The organism is Saccharospirillum sp. MSK14-1 (genome assembly GCF_003054965.1).
Classification (GTDB): Bacteria; Pseudomonadota; Gammaproteobacteria; order Pseudomonadales; family Natronospirillaceae; genus Saccharospirillum.
The window spans coordinates 925,616-945,174 of record NZ_MIES01000026.1 but is presented as its reverse complement, the minus strand read 5'-3'; the positions used below and the strand labels follow the sequence as shown (position 1 = coordinate 945,174).

General features: G+C 57.2%; 19 protein-coding genes. 12 read left to right on the top strand and 7 right to left on the bottom strand.

Translation table 11 applies throughout. The annotated features are described in order from the left end of the window. Nucleotides 1-21: 21 nt before the first annotated feature. From argS to BGP77_RS08255, 10 genes are all read left to right on the top strand, one after another. Entirely contained in the window at nt 22-1,707 is a 1,686-nt protein-coding gene (argS, locus tag BGP77_RS08300; RefSeq protein WP_108164235.1) for an arginine--tRNA ligase, read from the top strand. Then, the gene (locus BGP77_RS08295) at nt 1,708-2,313 is read left to right on the top strand and encodes an SPOR domain-containing protein (protein WP_108164234.1); all 606 of its coding nucleotides are present in this window, start codon (nt 1,708-1,710) and stop codon (nt 2,311-2,313) included. Nucleotides 2,314-2,434: 121 nt separating this feature from the next. Continuing rightward, a complete protein-coding gene (gene hslV / locus BGP77_RS08290) occupies nt 2,435-2,953 on the top strand; it encodes an ATP-dependent protease subunit HslV (RefSeq protein WP_108164233.1) in 519 nt (172 codons plus the stop codon). A 10-nt stretch (nt 2,954-2,963) separates the two neighbouring features. Further along, nucleotides 2,964-4,310 carry an ATP-dependent protease ATPase subunit HslU gene (gene hslU / locus BGP77_RS08285; protein ID WP_108164232.1) on the top strand — a complete coding sequence of 449 codons (1,347 nt, stop codon included), beginning with the start codon at nt 2,964-2,966 and terminating at the stop codon, nt 4,308-4,310. Between the two features lies 1 nt (nt 4,311). Continuing rightward, on the top strand, nt 4,312-4,692 hold the full coding sequence (locus tag BGP77_RS08280) for a gamma-butyrobetaine hydroxylase-like domain-containing protein (protein ID WP_108164231.1): 381 nt from the start codon (nt 4,312-4,314) through the stop codon (nt 4,690-4,692). A 384-nt stretch (nt 4,693-5,076) separates the two neighbouring features. Then, a complete protein-coding gene (locus BGP77_RS08275) occupies nt 5,077-5,505 on the top strand; it encodes a VOC family protein (protein ID WP_108164230.1) in 429 nt (142 codons plus the stop codon). 75 nt (nt 5,506-5,580) lie between these two features. Next, entirely contained in the window at nt 5,581-7,044 is a 1,464-nt protein-coding gene (gene ubiD, locus BGP77_RS08270; protein ID WP_108164229.1) for a 4-hydroxy-3-polyprenylbenzoate decarboxylase, read from the top strand. Nucleotides 7,045-7,131: 87 nt separating this feature from the next. After that, nucleotides 7,132-7,545, top strand: a complete 414-nt coding sequence (locus tag BGP77_RS08265; RefSeq protein ID WP_108164228.1) for a YgjV family protein — start codon at nt 7,132-7,134, stop codon at nt 7,543-7,545. Nucleotides 7,546-7,618: 73 nt separating this feature from the next. Further along, nucleotides 7,619-8,332, top strand: a complete 714-nt coding sequence (locus BGP77_RS08260; RefSeq protein ID WP_158269318.1) for a hypothetical protein — start codon at nt 7,619-7,621, stop codon at nt 8,330-8,332. Beyond that, nucleotides 8,332-9,078: a TrmB family transcriptional regulator gene (locus BGP77_RS08255; protein WP_108164226.1), complete on the top strand. Its 747-nt coding sequence runs from the start codon at nt 8,332-8,334 to the stop codon at nt 9,076-9,078. The genes BGP77_RS08260 and BGP77_RS08255 overlap by 1 nt, the downstream gene beginning before the upstream one ends. A 7-nt stretch (nt 9,079-9,085) precedes the next feature. Here BGP77_RS08255 and BGP77_RS08250 read toward each other — a convergent pair whose 3' ends face one another. From BGP77_RS08250 to betC, 5 genes are all read right to left on the bottom strand, one after another. Beyond that, nucleotides 9,086-9,532 (bottom strand): hypothetical protein, encoded by a 447-nt coding sequence (locus tag BGP77_RS08250; protein WP_108164225.1) that lies wholly within the window; start codon nt 9,530-9,532, stop codon nt 9,086-9,088. Continuing rightward, on the bottom strand, nt 9,529-10,314 hold the full coding sequence (locus tag BGP77_RS08245; protein ID WP_108164224.1) for a hypothetical protein: 786 nt from the start codon (nt 10,312-10,314) through the stop codon (nt 9,529-9,531). The genes BGP77_RS08250 and BGP77_RS08245 overlap by 4 nt, the downstream gene beginning before the upstream one ends. Nucleotides 10,315-10,447: 133 nt before the next feature. Continuing rightward, the gene (locus tag BGP77_RS08240; RefSeq protein WP_108164223.1) at nt 10,448-12,280 is read right to left on the bottom strand and encodes a methyl-accepting chemotaxis protein; all 1,833 of its coding nucleotides are present in this window, start codon (nt 12,278-12,280) and stop codon (nt 10,448-10,450) included. A 231-nt stretch (nt 12,281-12,511) separates the two neighbouring features. Further along, complete coding sequence (choX, locus tag BGP77_RS08235) at nt 12,512-13,456, bottom strand: choline ABC transporter substrate-binding protein (RefSeq protein ID WP_108164222.1); 945 nt, start codon at nt 13,454-13,456, stop codon at nt 12,512-12,514. Between the two features lie 52 nt (nt 13,457-13,508). After that, entirely contained in the window at nt 13,509-15,032 is a 1,524-nt protein-coding gene (gene betC / locus BGP77_RS08230; protein WP_108164221.1) for a choline-sulfatase, read from the bottom strand. 116 nt (nt 15,033-15,148) lie between these two features. Here betC and BGP77_RS08225 point away from each other — a divergent pair, with 116 nt between their 5' ends. Both BGP77_RS08225 and BGP77_RS08220 read left to right on the top strand, forming a co-directional pair. Further along, nucleotides 15,149-16,075, top strand: a complete 927-nt coding sequence (locus BGP77_RS08225; protein WP_108164220.1) for a LysR substrate-binding domain-containing protein — start codon at nt 15,149-15,151, stop codon at nt 16,073-16,075. An 86-nt stretch (nt 16,076-16,161) separates the two neighbouring features. Further along, nucleotides 16,162-17,121 carry a GlxA family transcriptional regulator gene (locus BGP77_RS08220; RefSeq protein WP_108164219.1) on the top strand — a complete coding sequence of 320 codons (960 nt, stop codon included), beginning with the start codon at nt 16,162-16,164 and terminating at the stop codon, nt 17,119-17,121. A 6-nt stretch (nt 17,122-17,127) separates the two neighbouring features. On the opposite strand, the gene BGP77_RS08215 is transcribed toward BGP77_RS08220, so the two are convergent. Together BGP77_RS08215 and BGP77_RS08210 are read right to left on the bottom strand one after the other, a co-directional pair. Then, on the bottom strand, nt 17,128-18,123 hold the full coding sequence (locus tag BGP77_RS08215; protein ID WP_108164218.1) for a prenyltransferase: 996 nt from the start codon (nt 18,121-18,123) through the stop codon (nt 17,128-17,130). Between the two features lie 112 nt (nt 18,124-18,235). After that, nucleotides 18,236-19,549 carry a DEAD/DEAH box helicase gene (locus BGP77_RS08210; RefSeq protein WP_199224217.1) on the bottom strand — a complete coding sequence of 438 codons (1,314 nt, stop codon included), beginning with the start codon at nt 19,547-19,549 and terminating at the stop codon, nt 18,236-18,238. Between the last annotated feature and the right edge of the window lie 10 nt (nt 19,550-19,559).

Below are 19,559 nucleotides of genomic sequence, written 5' to 3'. Positions count from 1 at the left end.
CGATCCGGAGTAGTCAGACCCATGAAAGACGCGGTTGTTGAACTTTTGAACCAGGCCGTTGCGCGGCTTAAAGAGGACGGTGTGATCCCAGAAGATCACCCAGTGCGCGTCATGGTCGACAACAGCCGAGACAAGTCTCATGGCGATCTGGCATCCAACCTGGCGCTGACACTGGCCAAACCGTGTGGTCAGCCGCCGCGCAACCTGGCCGAAGCGGTGATCAAGGCGTTGCCGGAGAACAACCTGATCGAGAAAGTCGACATCGCCGGTCCCGGCTTTATCAACTTTTATTTGGCCAGCGAATCCCAGGCGGAAATCGTCAAAGACATTCTCGCCGCTGGCCACGCCTTCGGTCGCAACCAGAACGGTCAGCAGCAAAAAGTGCAGGTTGAGTTTGTTTCCGCCAACCCGACCGGGCCACTGCACGTCGGTCACGGCCGGGGGGCCGCGGTGGGCGATTCACTGTCGCGTGTGCTCGAAGCCAATGGCTGGAAAGTCACCCGCGAATTTTATTACAACGACGCGGGTGCACAGATTCAGAATCTGGCGCTGTCGACTCAGGCGCGCGCCAAAGGTCTGGGGCCGGATGATGCTGGCTGGCCCGAAGACGGTTATCGCGGCGACTACATCAGCGACGTCGCCAACGCTTACATGGACAAAACCACCATCGATGCCGACGACCGCCACGTTACCGGTAGCGGCGATACCGACGATCTGGCCGCCATTCGTGATTTCGCCGTGGCTTACCTGCGCCGTGAACAGGATCTGGATTTAAAAGCCTTTGGCGTCGAATTCGATGTCTTTTATCTGGAATCGTCGCTGTATGAGACCGGCAAGGTGGAAGCCACGGTCAAACAGTTGATCGAACAAGGTCACACCTACGAGCAAGACGGCGCTTTGTGGCTGCGCACCACCGATTTCGGCGACGACAAAGACCGTGTGATGCGCAAACAGGACGGTCATTACACCTACTTCCTGCCCGACGTTGCCTACCACAAAGACAAATTCGAGCGTGGCTTCAAGCGCGTCGTCAATGAACAGGGCGCCGACCACCACTCGACCGTCAACCGCGTCCGCGCTGGTTTGCAGGCGTTAAACGAAGGCATTCCGGAAGGCTTCCCCGATTACGTGCTGCACCAGATGGTGATGGTCACCAAAGGTGGTGAGGAAGTGAAATTGTCGAAGCGCGCCGGCAGTTATGTGACGCTGCGCGACCTGATCGATGAAGTCGGCCGCGACGCTACCCGCTATTTCCTGGTGTCACGCCGCGCCGATTCGCAACTGACCTTCGACATCGACCTGGCCCGCAGCCAAAGCAGCGACAACCCGGTTTATTACATCCAATACGCCCACGCCCGCGTGCATGCGCTGCTGCGCAAACTGAACGAGCAAGGTCACGATTACGACCAGGCTGCCGGCATCGAAGCGCTGGGTCAGCTGGAACTGGACGACGAGCGCGAACTCATCACTCAGTTGCGTCGTTACCCTGAAGTGGTAGAACATGCAGGTAACAGCCTGGAACCGGCGATCATTGCCACCTATCTGAAAGACTTGGCGGCGCTGTTCCACGCCTACTACAACAACAACCGCATGCTGGTCGACGATGCTGCGTTGCGTAACGGCCGTGTGGCTTTGTCGGTTGCCATCAGTCAGGTGTTGTTTAACGGCCTCGACCTGCTCGGCGTTAGCGCCCCGGAGACCATGTAAGTGGCCAGAGATTACGCCAACAAACGCCAGCCCGAACCGGAACGTTCACGCGTGCCGCGTTGGGTATGGATTTTTACCGGCTGTGCGTCCGTCGCCTTCGTCGGCTTTCTGTATTACCTAAGCCAGGTACCTAGCGAAGGCGGCGGTGGCACGGCGTTGCGCGAGCGTTTGCAACAAGCGCTGCCCGAGACCACCACCCGCGAAGACGACAGCAGCAGTGACAGTGCGGTGCGCACGCCGAGTCTGGAAGAAGCCTTCGAATTCTATCAACTGCTCAAAGACGACGAAGTACCGGTTCCTGCGCCACCGGCTCCCTCAGCCAACACCGGCAATAACAGCAACGCATCGCCTGCCGCTTCACCGTCCAATCGTCGCTGGGAAATCCAGGTGGCCTCGTTCAGTGATGCCGCTGATGCCGAACGGTTGCGTGCTGAGCTGATCATCAACGGTTTGACGACCACCCATCTGACCGAAGCCGACCTGGGCGATCGCGGCATTTATCATCGGGTGATGGTCGGCCCCTTTAATGATCGCTCTCAATTGAACAAGGCGCAGGATATTCTTGCCGGCCTGAACCATCAGGTGATGGTGCGTACCCTAAACTGAACGCCATCACTGTTTGCGGGTCAAAGGTCACCGCTTGACCCGCCCTCCCTTTGAAATCCCATCCCTGCCCCCACCTAGCTGGCTTGAAGTCAACTCTTGAAGTCACCCAAGGTATGTTCGCATGACTACGATTGTTTCTGTGCGCCGCGATGACGCTGTTGTCGTCGGTGGCGACGGCCAGGTCTCTCTCGGCAACACCGTCATGAAAGGCAACGCGCGCAAAGTTCGCCGCCTGTACAATGACCGCGTCATTGCCGGTTTCGCCGGCAGCACCGCCGATGCTTTTACCCTCTTTGAAAAATTCGAAGGCCATCTGCAACAACACAGCGGCCACCTGACCCGCTCAGCGGTAGAGCTCGCCAAAGAATGGCGCAGCGACCGTGCCCTGCGGCGACTCGAAGCCATGCTCATCGTCGCCGACAAAGACGCCACGCTGGTGATTTCGGGCAACGGCGATGTGGTCGAACCCGAACACGGCATCACCGCCATCGGTTCCGGTGGCAACTTTGCATTGGCTGCGGCCCGCGCGCTGCACGAGAACACCGAAATGGGCGCTGAGGAAATCACCCGCAAAGCGCTCGATATCGCTGCCGATATCTGTGTGTTCACCAACCACAATGCCATCTACGAATCGCTCTGAGGTCTCATTGATGTCGACCATGACTCCCCGTGAAATTGTCCACGAGCTGGATAAGTTCATCATCGGCCAGGACAACGCCAAACGCGCTGTCGCCATTGCCCTGCGTAACCGCTGGCGCCGCCTGCAACTCGACGACAGCATGCGAGAGGAAATCACCCCCAAGAACATTCTGATGATTGGCCCGACCGGTGTTGGTAAAACCGAAATCGCCCGTCGTCTGGCTAAGCTCGCCAACGCGCCCTTTATCAAAATCGAAGCGACCAAGTTCACCGAGGTCGGCTACGTCGGCCGCGATGTCGAAAGCATCGTCCGTGACCTGGTCGAAACCGGCATAAAGATGTTCCGCGAACAGGCCATGCAAAGCGCCCGGCCGCGCGCGGAAGACGCCGCCGAAGATCGTATTCTCGACATCCTGCTGCCGCCGGCACGCGACACCAACTTCGGCGACGACGGCGTGGAAAAACCCAAAACCGACAGCAACACCCGCCAGGTTTTCCGTAAGAAACTGCGCCAGGGTGAACTGGACGACAAAGAGATTGAAATCGACGTCGCCCAGCAGAGCATGGGCGTGGAAATCATGGCGCCGCCGGGCATGGAAGAAATGACCAGCCAGTTGCAGAACATGTTCGCCAACATGGGCGGCCAGAATCGCAACACCAAAAAGCGCACCCTGAAAGTGAAGGACGCGCTCAAGCAGCTGATCGAAGAAGAAGCCGCCAAGCTGGTCAACGAAGAAGAGCTGAAGCAGGAAGCTGTGAAAGCCGTTGAGCAAAGCGGCATCGTCTTTCTCGATGAGATCGACAAGATCGCCAAGAGCGATCAGCGCAGTGGTGGCGAAGTGAGCCGCGAAGGTGTGCAGCGCGACCTGTTGCCCTTAATCGAAGGCAGCACCGTCAGCACCAAGTATGGCATGGTGCGCACCGATCACATTCTGTTCATCGGCAGCGGCGCGTTCCACTTCTCCAAACCCAGCGATCTGATTCCGGAATTGCAGGGTCGTCTGCCCATTCGCGTCGAACTCGATGCGCTGACGCCGAACGATTTCAAACGCATTCTGACCGAGCCGGATTACTGCATCACCGAGCAGTACAAAGCGCTGATGAGTGCCGAAGGTCTGACCATCGAATTCGCCGACGACGCCATCGAAGCGCTGGCGCAAACGGCGTATCAGGTCAATGAAAGCACCGAGAACATCGGCGCCCGTCGTCTGCACACCATTATGGAGCGTCTGTTTGAAGACCTCTCCTATCGGGCCAGCGAACTGGGCGGTGACACCGTCACCATCGATGCGGCTTACGTCGAAAAATTCCTCGGCGAATTGTCGAAGAACGAAGACCTGAGCCGGTTTATTCTCTGATATGAGCCAAGTACCCACTGCCCTCAATTACCGCCGTGCCGACACCGTCCTGGAAATCACCTGGCCGGACGGCGTGGTGCACGAACTGAGCGCCGAATACCTCCGGGTGCATTCGCGCTCAGCCGAAGTACGCGGCCACGGCGCGGGGCAGGCGGTGTTGCAGCACGGCAAGCAAGGCGTGGGCATCAACGCCATCGAACCCACAGGCCGCTACGCAGTGCGGCTGGTGTTCGATGACGGTCACGATTCCGGGCTTTACGATTGGGAATACCTGCGCGAACTGGGTGTTCAATTCGAAGCCTACTGGCAGGCCTATCTGCACGAACTGGAAGTCGCCGGTAAAACCCGTGAGCCGATGTTTATTCAGGCGAAGCAGCTTTAGCCCGACCTGTGGCATTGGTCCGGTATGAAACGCTGGACCAGTTTCTCGGGGTCGGCGTGAACCCATCCATGGGGCCTAGAGCTCGGCATCCATGCCGAGCTCTACCCCGAAAAACTGGTCCAGCGCTCCACACCTCCATCAGAGGTAAGTCGCGGTTCTGAAAATCAAAATTTGGCGATGATCATGCGGATCAAAGTGTGGTCGAACCATGGCGGAGGGGGTGTCGGCAACATGGATGTTGCCGCCTAGCCTACAGGGACGTATTGACGGCGGCCCCCGGAGTCATGGTTCGACTACACTTTGATCGAGCACCACCACAACCCTCTCGACTTCATAACCAACCCGTAACTAAGTAGCGCTTAGGCAATAACGACCAGAATTCCCATGACTCAGGAAATCGTACACTTCGCGTTAGTCGTTGATGATTACGATCGCGCTCTGGATTTTTACCTCAATATCCTCGACTTCGATCTGATCGAAGACAGCTACCAACCGGAACAAGACAAACGCTGGGTGACGGTAGCGCCGAAAGGCTCGAAGGGCGTGTCCGTATTATTAGCCCGCGCGTCCAATACCGATCAGGAAAGCTACATCGGCAACCAGACCGGCGGCCGCGTCACCTTCTTTTTAAACACCGACGACTTTTGGCGTGATTATCAACGCTATCGCGAGCGCGGTGTGGAATTTGTGCGCGAACCCAAAGACGTCGAGTACGGCACCGTTGCTGTGTTCAAAGATCTGTACGGCAATCTCTGGGATCTGCTGCAACTCAAAGCCGATCACCCGGTCATGCAGCGCCTGCAAGCAGACTGAATTGGTGCCAGGTTTGGGCTTTTCAGCTCAATGCATTAGCATTAGCCGCCATCTTCCCAGGCAGTGACTTTCCCGATGAAATACCGCGACCTGCGCGACTTCCTCACCGGCCTTGAGCAACGTGGCGAACTGCTGCGCATCACTGAGGCGGTCGATCCCAAACTGGAAATGACCGATCTGTGCGACCGGGTGTTGCGCAAAAACGGCCCGGCTTTGCTGTTCGAAAACCCAACCGGATTCGATATGCCCGTGCTTGGTAACCTCTTTGGTACACCCGAGCGCGTGGCCATGGGCATGGGGGCAGAATCGCTGCATGACCTGCGCGAAATTGGCAAGGTACTGTCGTACTTAAAAGAACCCGATCCGCCCAAGGGTTTAAAAGATGCCTGGGACAAAGCACCACTGCTGAAAAAAGTGCTCTCGATGGCGCCCAAGACGGTGCGCAAAGCCTCCTGCCAGGAAGAGATTTTCGAAGGCCCGGATGTCGATCTGGGCAAACTGCCGGTCTGGACCTGCTGGCCGGAAGACGCCGCGCCTTTGGTTACCTGGCCTTTAGTGATCACCCAGGGTCCTCAAGGTGGCCGGGTCAACCTCGGCATCTATCGCCAACAAGTGATCGGCAAAAACAAACTGATTATGCGCTGGTTGTCGCATCGCGGCGGCGCATTGGATTTTCAGGCCTGGCAGCAAGAAAAGCCGGGTGAGCCGTTCCCGATTGCCGTGGCACTCGGCGCTGATCCGGCAACCATTCTCGGCGCGGTCACACCCGTACCCGATACGCTGTCGGAATACGCCTTTGCCGGCTTGCTGCGTGACAGCCGCACCGAACTGGTGAAATGCGGCATTCACGACCTAAAAGTCCCGGCCAGCGCGGAAATCATCCTCGAAGGTTTTCTCTACCCGGGCGAAACCGCGGAAGAAGGCCCCTACGGCGATCACACCGGCTACTACAACGAAACTGAAACCTTCCCGGTGTTCACCGTCGAGCGCATGACGCACCGCAGCAAGCCGATTTATCACTCCACCTACACCGGCCGTCCGCCCGATGAACCAGCGGTTCTGGGCGTGGCGCTGAACGAAGTCTTCGTGCCGATTCTGCAAAAGCAGTTCCCGGAAATCGTCGATTTCTATCTACCACCGGAAGGCTGCTCCTACCGTCTGGCCGTCGTCAGCATGAAGAAGCAATACGCCGGTCACGCCAAGCGGGTGATGATGGGCGTCTGGTCGTTTCTGCGGCAGTTTATGTACACCAAGTACGTGATTGTCGTGGACGACGATGTCGATGCGCGCGACTGGAAAGACGTGATCTGGGCGATGACCACCCGCATGGACCCGAAACGCGATACCGTGATCATCGACAACACCCCCATCGACTATCTCGACTTCGCCAGCCCGGTCGCCGGCCTCGGCTCGAAAATGGGGATGGACGCCACCAATAAGTGGCCGGGAGAAACCGACCGCGAATGGGGCCGGCCGATCGCTAAGGATCCCCAGGTGTCCACAAAAGTGGACGAATTGATGATCAAGCTGGGCTTATAAGTCGCAAGGCTCCAGCTTGATTTCCTCGCATTCATCCATAAAATCCTGACCACTCGTTCAAGTATCTCAGGAAAGGACACGCATTAAATGCAGTGGTTAGAAGTTTACGGCTACCTCGGTTCCGTGTTGATCGCCATCTCGTTGATGATGGCTGACATCCGCAAACTGCGCTGGATCAACCTGGTTGGCGCTGGCACCTTCGCCAGCTACGGCTTGCTGATCCAAGCCTGGCCGGTCGCTTTGTTGAACGGTTTTATCGTACTGATCGACGTCGTTCATCTGTGGCAGATTTACCGCCGCCCGGCTCCGCTGAACCAGGTCGATTTCGATGCCGGCGACGCCTATGTGCAAAACATTCTGGTGCAAAGCTTGCCGCAGGCATCCGCCTTGCAAGCCGGTCAGCGTATTCGCGTCAGCTACCGTGGCAACCAGCCGGTAGCGCTGGAATTGCTCGAGCAGAACGCGGCCTCGCTGCAGCACAGCGAATCGCTCGCCGCCTAAACAGCCAGCCCCATTCAGCGCTCCGTTTGACTGTGTATAATGTCCATTGACATGCACCAAACGGAGCGTTTTTGTGTCCGAAACCCCGCTGCACACTGCCACCCTTCACGACTTGAAAGCCTTAACGGGCGATGTCTGGCAGGTGCAACTGAAACCGCTCGACGACTATCCGTTTGAGGCCGGTCAGTATCTGGAACTGCGCATTCCCGGTTTCAGCGACCTTTACTACACCATCGCCTCAGCGCCCAAAACACCTTGCATCGAATTGCACATTCAGGCGGGAACCGACCAGGCCGATGGCCTGATCAACTGGCTAAAGCAGGCCAAAGCCATCGACTTCACCACTCCCGGCGGTGACACGCGGCTGAGCAATCTGCCCGCGGAAACCGGTCCCTTGCTGTTAATTGCTTCAGGCACTGGCTTCAGTCAGGTCAAATCCGTGCTCGAAGATCTGCTCGCCAACGGCGCCACCCGGCCCATCTATCTGTACTGGTCCGGCCACCGTCTGAGTCAGCTGTATATGCTGGAACGCGCAGAAAACTGGGCCGATCAATACGACAACGTCCACACCTCAGCGCTGATTTTCGAACAGGGTCATTGGGACGACAAACACCAGATGCTGGTACACGCCATTCACGGTGATCACGACAATTTGCAGGCCTGCCAAGCAATCTGCTGCGGTTCACCCGCCATGGTCTACACCCTGCTGGATGCGCTGACCGAACATGGTTTTCGGCCCGACGCCATGCTCAGCGACGTCTTTCAATTTGCCCCGAGGACAGCCTGATGAATACCGCAGATGTATTGCGCACTTTTGGTTTAGAGCCGCGTGAAACGCGCATCTATCTGGCACTGCTGCAATCGGGCCCGGCATCGATTCGCGACATCGCCGACCGCGCGGGCATCAACCGCGGTACCACCCACGAACTGCTAAAACGCATGCAGCAAAAAGGCGTGGTCAGTTATTTTCCCAAAGGCAAGCGCCGCCACTTCAGCGCCGAGCCGCCAAAACGCTTAAAGGAACTGGCGCTGAATCATCAGCAGCAAGTCAGTGAAGCGATGGAATTGCTGGATGAAAAAGTCATCCCCGAACTGAGCCACCTGCGCCCGGCCACCGGTAATGCCGATGTGCATTACTACGAAGGCGACGATGGCATTGAGCTGGTGCTTAAAGACATTCTCTCCACCGTCAGCGAACAGGAAGACCCGTCCTACTGCATCTATTCTGCCAAGGCGATTCGTAAATACCTGTACCGTCCCTTTCCGAATTACACCCGCCAGCGCGTCAAGCTGGGGATTAATGTACGGGTGATTGCCATCGGCGAAGGCGGCGAAGAAGCCGCACTGGCGGATCGGAAATGGATCGACGAAGCCTCGAGCGAACACGCTGGCAGTTACATTGCGATCTATCCACCAAAGATGGCGATGATTTCACTGAGCCATGGCGATTTACCGACAGCGGTGGTGATTAATTCACCGACCATCGCCAACACTCAGCAGACGATTTTTAATACCCTGTGGAATTCGCTCTAAGGCGAACTCAGGCAATCATCGCCTGCCATTCAAACCGAAAGGCGGTTGCCACCAGCAAGGCGATCCACAGCGTCAAAACAAAGCCCAGCAAGGCGGTCGGCACGGCATGACGCACGCCTTCGTTGACGTCTTTTTTGATCACAAAGCTATAACCCAACAAAGTCACCACCAGTGACACCGATGCCGTTAACGCAACGTCCACCACCGGGCTGCGACTGAAACCGGCGGCAAAACCCAGGGTGCCGCCGATCAAACAGAACATCATGGCCAGCGAACTTTCCAGCCTGAAAAAACCCTTACCACGACGCACCCACGCTACCACCGAGACACACAACGCTGGCACCAGCACAATGGGCAAAATCAGTTGGCTGATAACCCGCCAAACAAAGTACAAGGTTTCGCTCAGCGTCATGGTTTGCAACAGCGTCATCAACGAAAATCCACTGCCATTCATAGGCCGGCTTCCTCTTTTAATCGTGCCAACGTTTCTTGACGAGCCGTTTCTTCCTCAATGGACTTAAGTTCATCAATCACCGCCAGGCACCACAACCGACGTTCTTCATAGCGTGCCATCAACAATCTCTGACGTTGCTGCTCTGGCTCCAGTGATTCGCGAACCGCTCGTTGATAGGCATCAATACCCGGACGGTAGGTACGCTCAAGGTATTCGCTGAATGATTGATGCGCCCGATCAAACACCGCTCGTGCGCGTCGATAGCGTTCATGAAACGCCTTGTATTGCACAATGCCCTGCCGATACTCATCCAGTTGCGATACATACATCGGGCGGCTGATGTTGCCCTGAGAAAATGCCTGCTCGGTATCGGTTCGCTGCTGCTCCAGTGCTTGGCGACGCTGCTCCCACTCCACCGACGCATGGCGCAGTTGTTCTTTATGACGCCAGGCATCAATACTGACCTGCTCTTCGTCTTCGCGTTGCGCTTCCAGTGATTGGCGGGCTTCTTCCAGCGTGCGTCGGTAGGCTTCCAGGCGCCGGGTAAAGGTCTGCAAGTCATGGCGATAATATTCATCCAATTCCAACTGATGCAGTCGGATATCCTGAAGCGAATCAGCCGCCAGCGGAAAGGCAGGAAAGGTTGTTTCAGAGATCGGTGAGAAATGAGAAAAGCCCGCCTCTTCTGCCAGCACCGACACCGGGCTGAAGAGCAGCAACAGCAGTACCCAGATCTGACGCTTTAATTGGAACAAGACGGTTTGCCACCGACGAACGTTCATCAGACATTATCCCTGGCCAGAGAAGTGATTAAACGCCGCCAACCAATACTGCTCGGCTCAGATAACGCCTTTGCTCACCGACGGTGCGATCAAATCACCATAGACCACAGAGGAATGCAACCACGGCTGAAGACTAAACCGTAAAGCGCTCCGTTTGTCGCTGCAGCCGATCGGACTGTTCAGCGATTTCGTGCACACCGGCCACGGTGTGCTGCGCCTGATCGGCGACCTGGGAGATCAAGCCAGCAATGCTGGTCACACTGCCGTCGATGGAATCGGTGGCTTCGCTTTGCTCTTGTGTGGCCTGGGAAATGTGTTCGTTGGTGGCGCGGATTTCCGCAACGATGGCGAAGACACCATCCATCACCTGGCTGGCTTCTTCACTGAGCTCACCCGCTGCCTGAGCCGACTCAACAGCGTGCCCCATGGCCTCGACCGTGGTGCCTACTTCGGCCGCAAACTGTTCAATCATGGTTTTAATTTCAGCGGAGGAGTTTTCGGTTTTCTGTGCCAGAGTCCGTACTTCCTCGGCGACTACCGCAAAACCGCGGCCATATTCGCCAGCCCTGGCCGCTTCGATGGCCGCGTTCAACGCCAACAAATTGGTTTGTTCAGAAACTTCCTGAATGACGTCGATGACGGCCTGAATATCGCCGGCGCGCTCGGCCAGACGATTCAGGTTAGTCGAGGCGGTGCTGATTTCATTTTGCAGGCGCGCTTCCTGCTCACCACTGGCCCGGGAACGCTCCGCCCCCAAACGGCATTCCTGCTCAGCCTGGGACGCCCGCTCTGCCGCCGCCGAGGTACTTTCATTGATGCCGCGCACCGTCGCCGAGAGTTCATTGATGGCCGCGGCCACCTGCTCCACTTCTTCGTTTAACTGGTCGAGAATGCGGCCGACTTCTTCATTCGCGCGGCTGTTATCGCCCACGCGCCCTGCCACCGCGCCGGCGCCCTGGCGCACATCGCGGATGATGTCGCCAAAGCTTTGCAACATGGCATTCACGCTCTGGGCAATCAGCCCCACTTCGTCGTGGCGTCTTAGGTGAATCCGTTCAGTCAGATCGGCGGTCTCGTCAATGTGTTTGATCGACCGTTGCAGTTGCAGTACAGGCCCACTGACCGACCGCGATAACACCCAGCCGACCGCCAAAAACAACACACCGATGATCGCCAGCGTAATCCAACCCTGCACGCCGGTGGCGTCAGCCTGCTCAACCACCAATTCAATGTCCGCCGACAAAACGTTCCCGGCTTCGGCAACACTGGCGGCGGCCTGTTCAACATCGAGCACCGTGGCTTCGAGTTCTTGCAAGGAAGTCGCCACCCGACCATTAGCCGCCACCACCGCTTCGTTAGCCATATCGGCCACCACTTCCGCCATGGTGTTCATGGAAATAAACGGGGTTTGGGTAGTTTGGACGATACGACGGCCACCGGCGTCGTCGCCGTCGCGGAAGGCGTCAATGGCTTCGCTGATGCGCTCATTAAAGGTGTCGAGATCCAGCAGGAAGACATCCATGGCTTCGCCAAGGTCAGCATCGAGATCCGACAATACCGCCACCGCTTCACGCAGCTGCGTTTCAGCGCGATCCCCCTCGCCAATATCCGTGTTCGATTGGGAGGCCGTGGCGGCAAAGCGCCAAAACAAAAATTCCGGATAAAGCTGCAACACCACACTGGCTTGCTGCTGTAACACCAGCGCATTGCGCTGGTCTTCGAGGGTTTCCTGCTGTTGTGTTAACTGAGCTTTCTGCGCTTGCACCACTTCATTTTGGTGCGCCAGCGTGGCTTGTTGCTGATCGACACGCTCAATTTGCTGACGGTTACGCTCCACCAACTGCTGCAGATCGAACAACACCCAGGCAAAACCAACGGCCAACAACACCACCATCAATGCAACCAACACCTGGGTGCGCACAAACAGCGACCAACGATTGGGATGCAATGATTTAACTGACAGCATGGTCGACCTCGTCCGAAGAATACAAAACGTCCAGTTTAGCAAAGCCGGACGACGGCGGGCCTGAAACAACGGAGAATTGGCCGAGGGTTCGGTATGTTCAAGTCAATTCAAGCCTATTTCGGTTGTTATCGACCCAAACTTAGCCAACTTGATCATTAGGCGCATAAAAAAGCCCCTGCCGCAAAACGGCAGAGGCAACCCTCGAAGACAAGGGGGAGACGTAAAGCAGGATTACAGACCGAGGTGGCTGCGCACAGCGGCCAGGCCGGGCTCGCCCTCCACGGTTTCAACACCGTCTAACCAGGCATCGAGCACCTGGGGGTTTTCAATCAGGTAGGCGCGTGCCGCGCTTTGTGCATCGGCGTCGCCGCGGAGCACTTCACCCATAACGCCGCTTTCCATATCCAGACTGAATTCCAGATTCGCCAGCAGCTGACCGACGTTCGCACATTCATCGGTATAGCCTTTCCGGGTCAGGGTGTAGACCGTAGCGCCACCATAGTTGGGGCCGAAGTAGTCATCGCCGCCGGACAAATACGCCAGATCAAAACGCAGGTTCATCGGGTGTGGCTCCCACGCCAGGAACACAACAAAGTCTTCACCGCGCACCTGACGTCCCACCTGATTGAGCATGGCCTGTTCGCTCGATTCCACCAATTCCCAATCGTCCAGACCAAAGTCATCACTGTCGATCATGGCCTGAATGGATTCATTGGCGGGCGCACCCGGTTCAATGCCGTAAATATAATGGTCGAATTGTTCACCGTATTCGGCCAAGTCAGCGAAACTTTCTACGCCAGCATCCTGAACATACTGCGGTACAGCCAGCGTGAATTTAGCGCCTTCGAGATTAGCGCGGACCTGATCAAAACCATCCCGGTATTCATCAAAGAAACCTTGCTGCGCGGGCATCCAGTTGCCCAGGAAAACGTCAATTTCGTTACTGCCCAGCGCCTGAAAACCGATGGGCACCGCCAGCAGGCTGACATCGGTCTCATAGCCAAGCCCTTCCAGCACGGTGGTGGTCATGGCATTGGTGACGCCAATATCGGTCCAGCCCGGGTCGCTGAAACGTACGGTCTGACATTGCTCGGCCACCTCTGCCTGAGCCGCCGTCGCGACGGCACCGGCGCAGATGGCCAGGGAGATCAGTCCCGGGCGAAAGAAGTGTTTCATAATGCTTCCTCTTGGTTGTGTCGGTCGATGGGTTGGTTGAAAGAAGGTGGCCTCAATCGGCCACCCTTGGAAAACGAGCGCGTTTTTCCAGATCACCCAAATCCAGAGTGTTGCGCATGTATTGCACACTGGCGTCGGTATGAGGCTGATGATCCCAAGGCGTGACCTTGCCTTTGCTCAAGGCGCTGGCGACCAGGCGCCGACGACGCTGACTGTCGAGTACATCCTGATGCACCGCATCCAGATCCCAGTTGTCGGCAATCTCCTGACGCAAGGCGGCCACGCGTTCCGCTTCAGCAGGCTCATCAATCAGATTGCGAATTTCATGCGGATCGTCGGCCAGGTTGTAGAGCTGATCGGGGTCGATCGGCGAATGAATGAACTTGTAATTACCACGGCGAATCATCAGCACCGGCGCGGCGGTACCTTCGCCCATGTATTCGCCAATCACTTCGTCGTGACCACCGCGGCCAGTCAGATGCGGCACCAGGCTGCGGCCTTCCAGATCGGTGGCGTAGTCGATGCCGCCGCCAGCCAGTTCCACCAGTGTTGGCAACAGGTCCATCGTTGACACGCTTTCGGCTACCCGACGGGGTGAGAATTGTTTGGGTGCGCAAACGATCATCGGCACCCGCGTTGACCACTCGAAGAAGCTCATCTTGTACCAGAGGCCACGCTCACCGAGCATGTCGCCATGATCGCCACAGAACACCACGATGGTGTTCTCGGCCATGCCGGTTTCTTCCAGGGTATTCAGCAACTCGCCAATCTGATCATCGACATAACTGATGGCGCCGTAATAAGCGCGACGGGCGTTGCGGATTTGTTGGTCGCTGATCTCAGTGGTATCGACCTGATAGAGCGAGCGCAGGCGTTCGGAATGCGGATCGCTCGGCGCATCGGCATAACTCAGCGATGGCAGCTTGATGTCTTCTTCGCGGTAGCGGTCCCAGTATTCCTTGGGAATGGCGTACGGATCGTGCGGATGAGTCATCGACACGGTCAGGCAGAAGGGACGATCACCGGCGTCATCGCGCGCCCGGTCGTAAAGGTAACGCTTGGCGTGAAACACCACCTCGTCATCGAAATCGAGCTGATTGGAGCGTACACAGGGTCCGGCCTGGGTGACCGATGACATGTCGTGATACCAGGTCGGCCGGCTGGCATCACCGTCCCAGTTGACCGCCCAGCCGTAATCGGCCGGATAGATGTCGGTGGTAAAGCGCTGCTCGAAACCGTGCAACTGATCCGGGCCGCAAAAATGCATCTTGCCCGACAACGCCGTCTGGTAACCGATTTCGCGCAGATAATGCGCAAAGGTGGGCACATCCGAACGCAGCTCGGCGGCGTTGTCATAAGCGCCGATTTTCGATGGCAGGCGACCGGTCATAAACACAAACCGCGATGGCGCACAGAGTGGGCTATTGCAGTAAGCCGACTCGAATACCACCCCGCGGTCGGCCATGGATTGGATATTCGGCGTCTGTACCGGGCTGTCCGGATCGTGGATCGACAAGGTGGGTGCGGCCAGTTGGTCGGCCATAAGGATCAGAATATTGGGTTGGCTGGCAGTCATCTTTGATCACTCTGACTATAAGAAATTCAAATGGAACGTCATGTCTTTGTCATGGTGTTTGGCTAGCCAACGGCTGTAAACTGGCTCTCTACTTATAGAAACCATAAGCTTTACTTATGCACCAAAAAAACAACCTGCCACCTCTGGCCGCCTTACAAGCCTTCGAAGCCGCAGCCAGACTGGGTTCTTTCACGGCGGCCGCGGGCGCACTGAACAGTACCCAGCCGGCCATCAGCCAGCATGTGCACCGCCTGGAAGCAGATTTAGGATTGCGATTGTTTGAACGCCAGCCGCGCGGTGTACGCCTGACTCGCTCGGGACAACAACTCTACGAATCGGTGGCCGACGGACTCAGCCGCCTGGCTCAGGGCTATGCCGACGCCCGCCAGCACAGTGGCAGCGCTGTCATCAATCTGGTGACCGATTTTGCCATCGCCACTTACTGGATATTGCCGCGCCTGCGTCGCTTCCGGGATGCCCATCCCGACGTGGACGTGCGCATCATTACCTCGCAGCAACCGTTATTGCCGGATCAAGCTGAAGCGGACATCGCCATCCTTTTTGCGCGCGGCTCAACGCTGCAGGCGCCGGCGCGACAGCTGTTCAGTGAAGCGGTAACGCCGGTGGTCAGCCCATTACTGCTGGATCGGTTGCAACTGCCCGCTCAACTGGAATCACTGACTGAGCTGCCGTTGCTGCAGCTGGAGGCTGACTACCACAGTGGCTGGTTCGACTGGCCGGCGCTGTTTCCCCGGCTGGGTTTGGGTCGCGTACCGCGCGAAGCTGAGCTGATTTTCAACAACTACACCTTGTTGTTGCAGGCCGCGCTTGCCGGCCAGGGCGTGGCCATCGGTTGGTCACCCTTTATCGAACCGATGCTGGCCAGCGGTGGTCTGGTGGCGTTGACTGAAAACCGGCTCGGCGGCGATGACGACCTGGGTTATTACCTGGCGTTTTCCAGCCATCAGCGACTGGCACCACAGGTGCTGACGCTCGCCGATTGGTTGCAGGCGGAAAGCCGGGCCAAGCGAGGGGCATCCTAGTCGCCTTGGTCTGAGCGCCCGAGCCCAGTATCATCGCGGGGCGATCTGCGCCTACCGACCTCATTCAGACAGGAGTTCACCCCAAGTTGACCGAGCGAATCGGCTTTATTTTGCTGCCCGGCTACTCATCCATGGCTTACGTTTCGGCCATGGAACCCCTGCTGGTGTGTAACGATCTGACCGGTGAAGACCGCTTCAGCGCCTTTACTGTGGCCTTGTCGGGCAACAAGACCCATTCCAGCCTGGGCAACCGCATGGACACCGATTATTCGCTGGACAACGCACCCGAAGCCGACGTTTGGATCGTCGCGGGCACCTCTCCGGCCCGTCACCCGGCAACACCGGGGCTGGACGATTTTCTGCGCGCTTTGCCTGCGCATTGCGCGCTGGGTGGATTGGCGTCGGGCAGTTATGTATTGGGCAAGGCAGGGTTGCTGAACGGTTATCGCGCTGTGGTGCATTGGCTGGGCTACGACGAGTTGCTCAAACAACATCGTTCTATTTTGCTGGCCTCGGAACAGTTCTGCATCGACCGCAACCGTCTGACCTGCCGTGGCGGCAGTGCCAGCCTGGACATGATGCTGATGTGGATCGCGCGCAGCCTCGGTGCGGATACCGCTGAGGCCGTATCGCGGCACTTCGTTAATGAGCGCCTGGGCGTGCCCTCCGACAGTCTGCCTCAGCAACTGAGCGAACGAACTCGCGCTGAGCAACCCAAGCTCGCCGAAGCGCTGGAATTGATGGAAGCCAATATCGAAGAACCGCTGAGCACCGATGATGTGTCGTTTCACGTCGGCATCAGTCGGCGGCAACTGGAGCGTTTATTCAAAAAGCATCTGAACGCTGTCCCCAGCCGCTACTACTTACAGATTCGCCTGGAAAAAGCGCGCACCCGTTTGCTTGGACGCAACGACAGCATTGCCGATATTGGTCTGAGCTGTGGATTCAGTTCCGGCGCGCATTTTTCCACCGCCTACCGCAATCAATATGGCTTAACGCCCTCGGAAGATCGCAGCCTGCATCAGCAGATGGCGGTGGATAAATAAGCCGTTCTAGAAAACAACGGGCAACACCACGCTCAGCACCACACCCAAAAACATCAGACCGCTGAAGCCTTTGTTATAAAGAAAAGCGACGTGTACCAGATACAGCGGCCAGGCTTGCTCGGGCCAATCATCGGGGCAAACCTCCGGACGAGGTTGACGGTACCGACGCCAGGCGTCGAAGAATTTGGGCAATGCCAGCCAGATGATCAGATACGCCCAGTGCAAGGCACCGAGTATGACGCCAACCGTTACTCCCACGTATTGAATCAGCCACAAACCCAGCACACTGGCCCGACTGAGCCGCTCGCCCAACTGCACCGGCAAGGTACGCACACCCTTGGCGGTATCTTCTGTTAACTTATCGATGTGTTTGCCGAACACCACTGTGGTCGGTCCGATGCCATACAAGCAGGACACCCAGATCGCGGTGGTGCTGTACTCGCCCGAGACCACCAGCGACGATGCCAGCACCATCAACGGCCCCCAGACGATCCAGACCGCCGGTTCACCGAGGCCGACGTATTTCAGCGGCCAGGTGTAGAACAGCACAAAGAAGGCACCGGCGAGCATCCAGTAAAGCGTTTGCAATTCGGTGCGCGCAATCAGCACCGCGCCCACCATCATCGCCAGTCCGCCCGTTAATGCGATGTACCCAAACAACTGACGTTCGCTGAGCAAACCACTTTCCAACGGCTGCGGGCCGTATTGAGTGCGGAAGTAATTGTCTTTATCGACGCCTTTTTTGAAGTCGGTCCAGTCGTTAACCAGATTGTTGGTGGCATGCGCCAGCACCAGACCGAGACAGACCAGAACCGCATTGAGCCCATCAAACTGGGCATTGGGAATGGCGAGAATAATGCCGATTAAGGCAGAGAACAGCGTCATCACAAAGACCGCCGCCCGGGTCGCCACAAACCAGCGTTTAAGCCAGCCCATGGCTTGCCAGTCGCCGGTCTCCAGGCGCGAGATTTTTGTCAGCAGGTCATGCCAGCCAGGGATCATCGCAAACTCCGTCAGCTCAGTGTTAAACGGTCAATCACTGTACCAAAGTTTTGCGACAACACCGCTGGCCCAAAGTCATGGGTGATAAAACGTCATGGACGATAAAAAAGATTCAGTCCGCGGTGGGTTTTCTTCGTTTCATTGGCGCGGAACCGTCGCGCTCACCCGGCGTTGAGCGCGGCCGCTTTGTCGCCGGCTTTTTGTTTGCCGTCTTGGTTTTACCGCCGGCTTTTTTCTTCGGGTTTTTCTTGCCGTAGGCTTTCCCAGAGGCGCGTACCTTTGCCGGCCCCTGATAGGAACTTTTCAGGCCTGGCAATTCAATGCGTTCAAAGACCTGGCCGGTGTAGCGCTGAATACTGGCTAAGAGGTTCCATTCATTCGCAGCAATCAGGCTGATCGCCCGGCCTGCCTGACCGGCACGCCCCGTGCGGCCAACACGGTGCACATACTCATCGCCTTTACGCGCCAGATCGTAGTTGATGACCATGGCCACACTCGGCAGATCCAGGCCACGAGCGGCCACATCCGTCGTTACCAGCGTTTTGAATTTACCACTGCGCAAACTACTGACGACGGCATTGCGTTCATCCTGCGTCAGGTTGCCATGCAGCAAACCACAGCGCCGTTCGCCATTGCGCAAACGCGCCTGCAACCGTTCCGCCTTGGCGATGGTGTTGGTGAAGATAATCACCGGATCTTTCCCAGCCTGACTCAGCAACGCCAGAATTTGTTTTTCTTTGAACGCATCATCATCGGTGAGCAAGAATTGTTGCGCGATGTTTTCCGGCACCGAGCGAGCTTCGTTCAGCGCAATGGTCTGTGGTTCGTGCAGTAAGGTTTTGGCCAGGCCCGTCACACCGCGGTGATCGAGCGTAGCCGACAGCAGCAACGTCTGCCGCTGCGCCGGGCATTGCTCGATGATGCTCAGCACGTCTTCCCGAAAACCCATGTCGAGCATGCGATCGGCTTCATCGAGCACCAGGCATTCAATGTCATTGAGATCCACCGAGCCTTGTTTCAGATGCTCCAGCAACCGGCCGGGCGTAGCGATCAGAATATCCGGCACCTTACGCAGCGCCGCGTTCTGTTCTTTAAACGTCGCACCACCGGTCAGGCTGAAACTGCCGACTTGAATGCCCGAGCCCAGTTGCCGACACACTTGATGGATCTGCCGCGCCAGCTCACGAGTCGGTACCAGCACCAGAGCACGAATCCCCGTACTGGGTGGCGCGGGTTTGTTAAAACGCAATATAAGCGGCAAAGCAAAGGCGACGGTTTTACCGCTGCCGGTTTGGGCGCTGACTAACAAGTCCTTGCCGTCGGTCACCGCAGGAATCACCGATTCTTGTACCTCAGTCGGTTCAGTGATGCCGGCTTTATTCAGCGCGGCGGCCAGCGGCGGCGGCAGTTGCATAGTCTCAAACACGAAGCGGTTT

Bases quoted from the DNA above. Each gene is read 5' to 3' on its own strand.
- argS (WP_108164235.1), top strand. From the start codon at position 22: ATGAAAGACGCGGTTGTTGAACTTTTGAACCAGGCCGTTGCGCGGCTT.
- hslV (WP_108164233.1), top strand. From the start codon at position 2,435: ATGACTACGATTGTTTCTGTGCGCCGCGATGACGCTGTTGTCGTCGGT.
- hslU (WP_108164232.1), top strand. From the start codon at position 2,964: ATGTCGACCATGACTCCCCGTGAAATTGTCCACGAGCTGGATAAGTTC.
- BGP77_RS08280 (WP_108164231.1), top strand. From the start codon at position 4,312: ATGAGCCAAGTACCCACTGCCCTCAATTACCGCCGTGCCGACACCGTC.
- BGP77_RS08275 (WP_108164230.1), top strand. From the start codon at position 5,077: ATGACTCAGGAAATCGTACACTTCGCGTTAGTCGTTGATGATTACGAT.
- ubiD (WP_108164229.1), top strand. From the start codon at position 5,581: ATGAAATACCGCGACCTGCGCGACTTCCTCACCGGCCTTGAGCAACGT.
- BGP77_RS08265 (WP_108164228.1), top strand. From the start codon at position 7,132: ATGCAGTGGTTAGAAGTTTACGGCTACCTCGGTTCCGTGTTGATCGCC.
- BGP77_RS08255 (WP_108164226.1), top strand. From the start codon at position 8,332: ATGAATACCGCAGATGTATTGCGCACTTTTGGTTTAGAGCCGCGTGAA.
- BGP77_RS08250 (WP_108164225.1), bottom strand. From the start codon at position 9,532: ATGAATGGCAGTGGATTTTCGTTGATGACGCTGTTGCAAACCATGACG.
- BGP77_RS08245 (WP_108164224.1), bottom strand. From the start codon at position 10,314: ATGAACGTTCGTCGGTGGCAAACCGTCTTGTTCCAATTAAAGCGTCAG.
- BGP77_RS08240 (WP_108164223.1), bottom strand. From the start codon at position 12,280: ATGCTGTCAGTTAAATCATTGCATCCCAATCGTTGGTCGCTGTTTGTG.
- choX (WP_108164222.1), bottom strand. From the start codon at position 13,456: ATGAAACACTTCTTTCGCCCGGGACTGATCTCCCTGGCCATCTGCGCC.
- betC (WP_108164221.1), bottom strand. From the start codon at position 15,032: ATGACTGCCAGCCAACCCAATATTCTGATCCTTATGGCCGACCAACTG.
- BGP77_RS08225 (WP_108164220.1), top strand. From the start codon at position 15,149: ATGCACCAAAAAAACAACCTGCCACCTCTGGCCGCCTTACAAGCCTTC.
- BGP77_RS08215 (WP_108164218.1), bottom strand. From the start codon at position 18,123: ATGATCCCTGGCTGGCATGACCTGCTGACAAAAATCTCGCGCCTGGAG.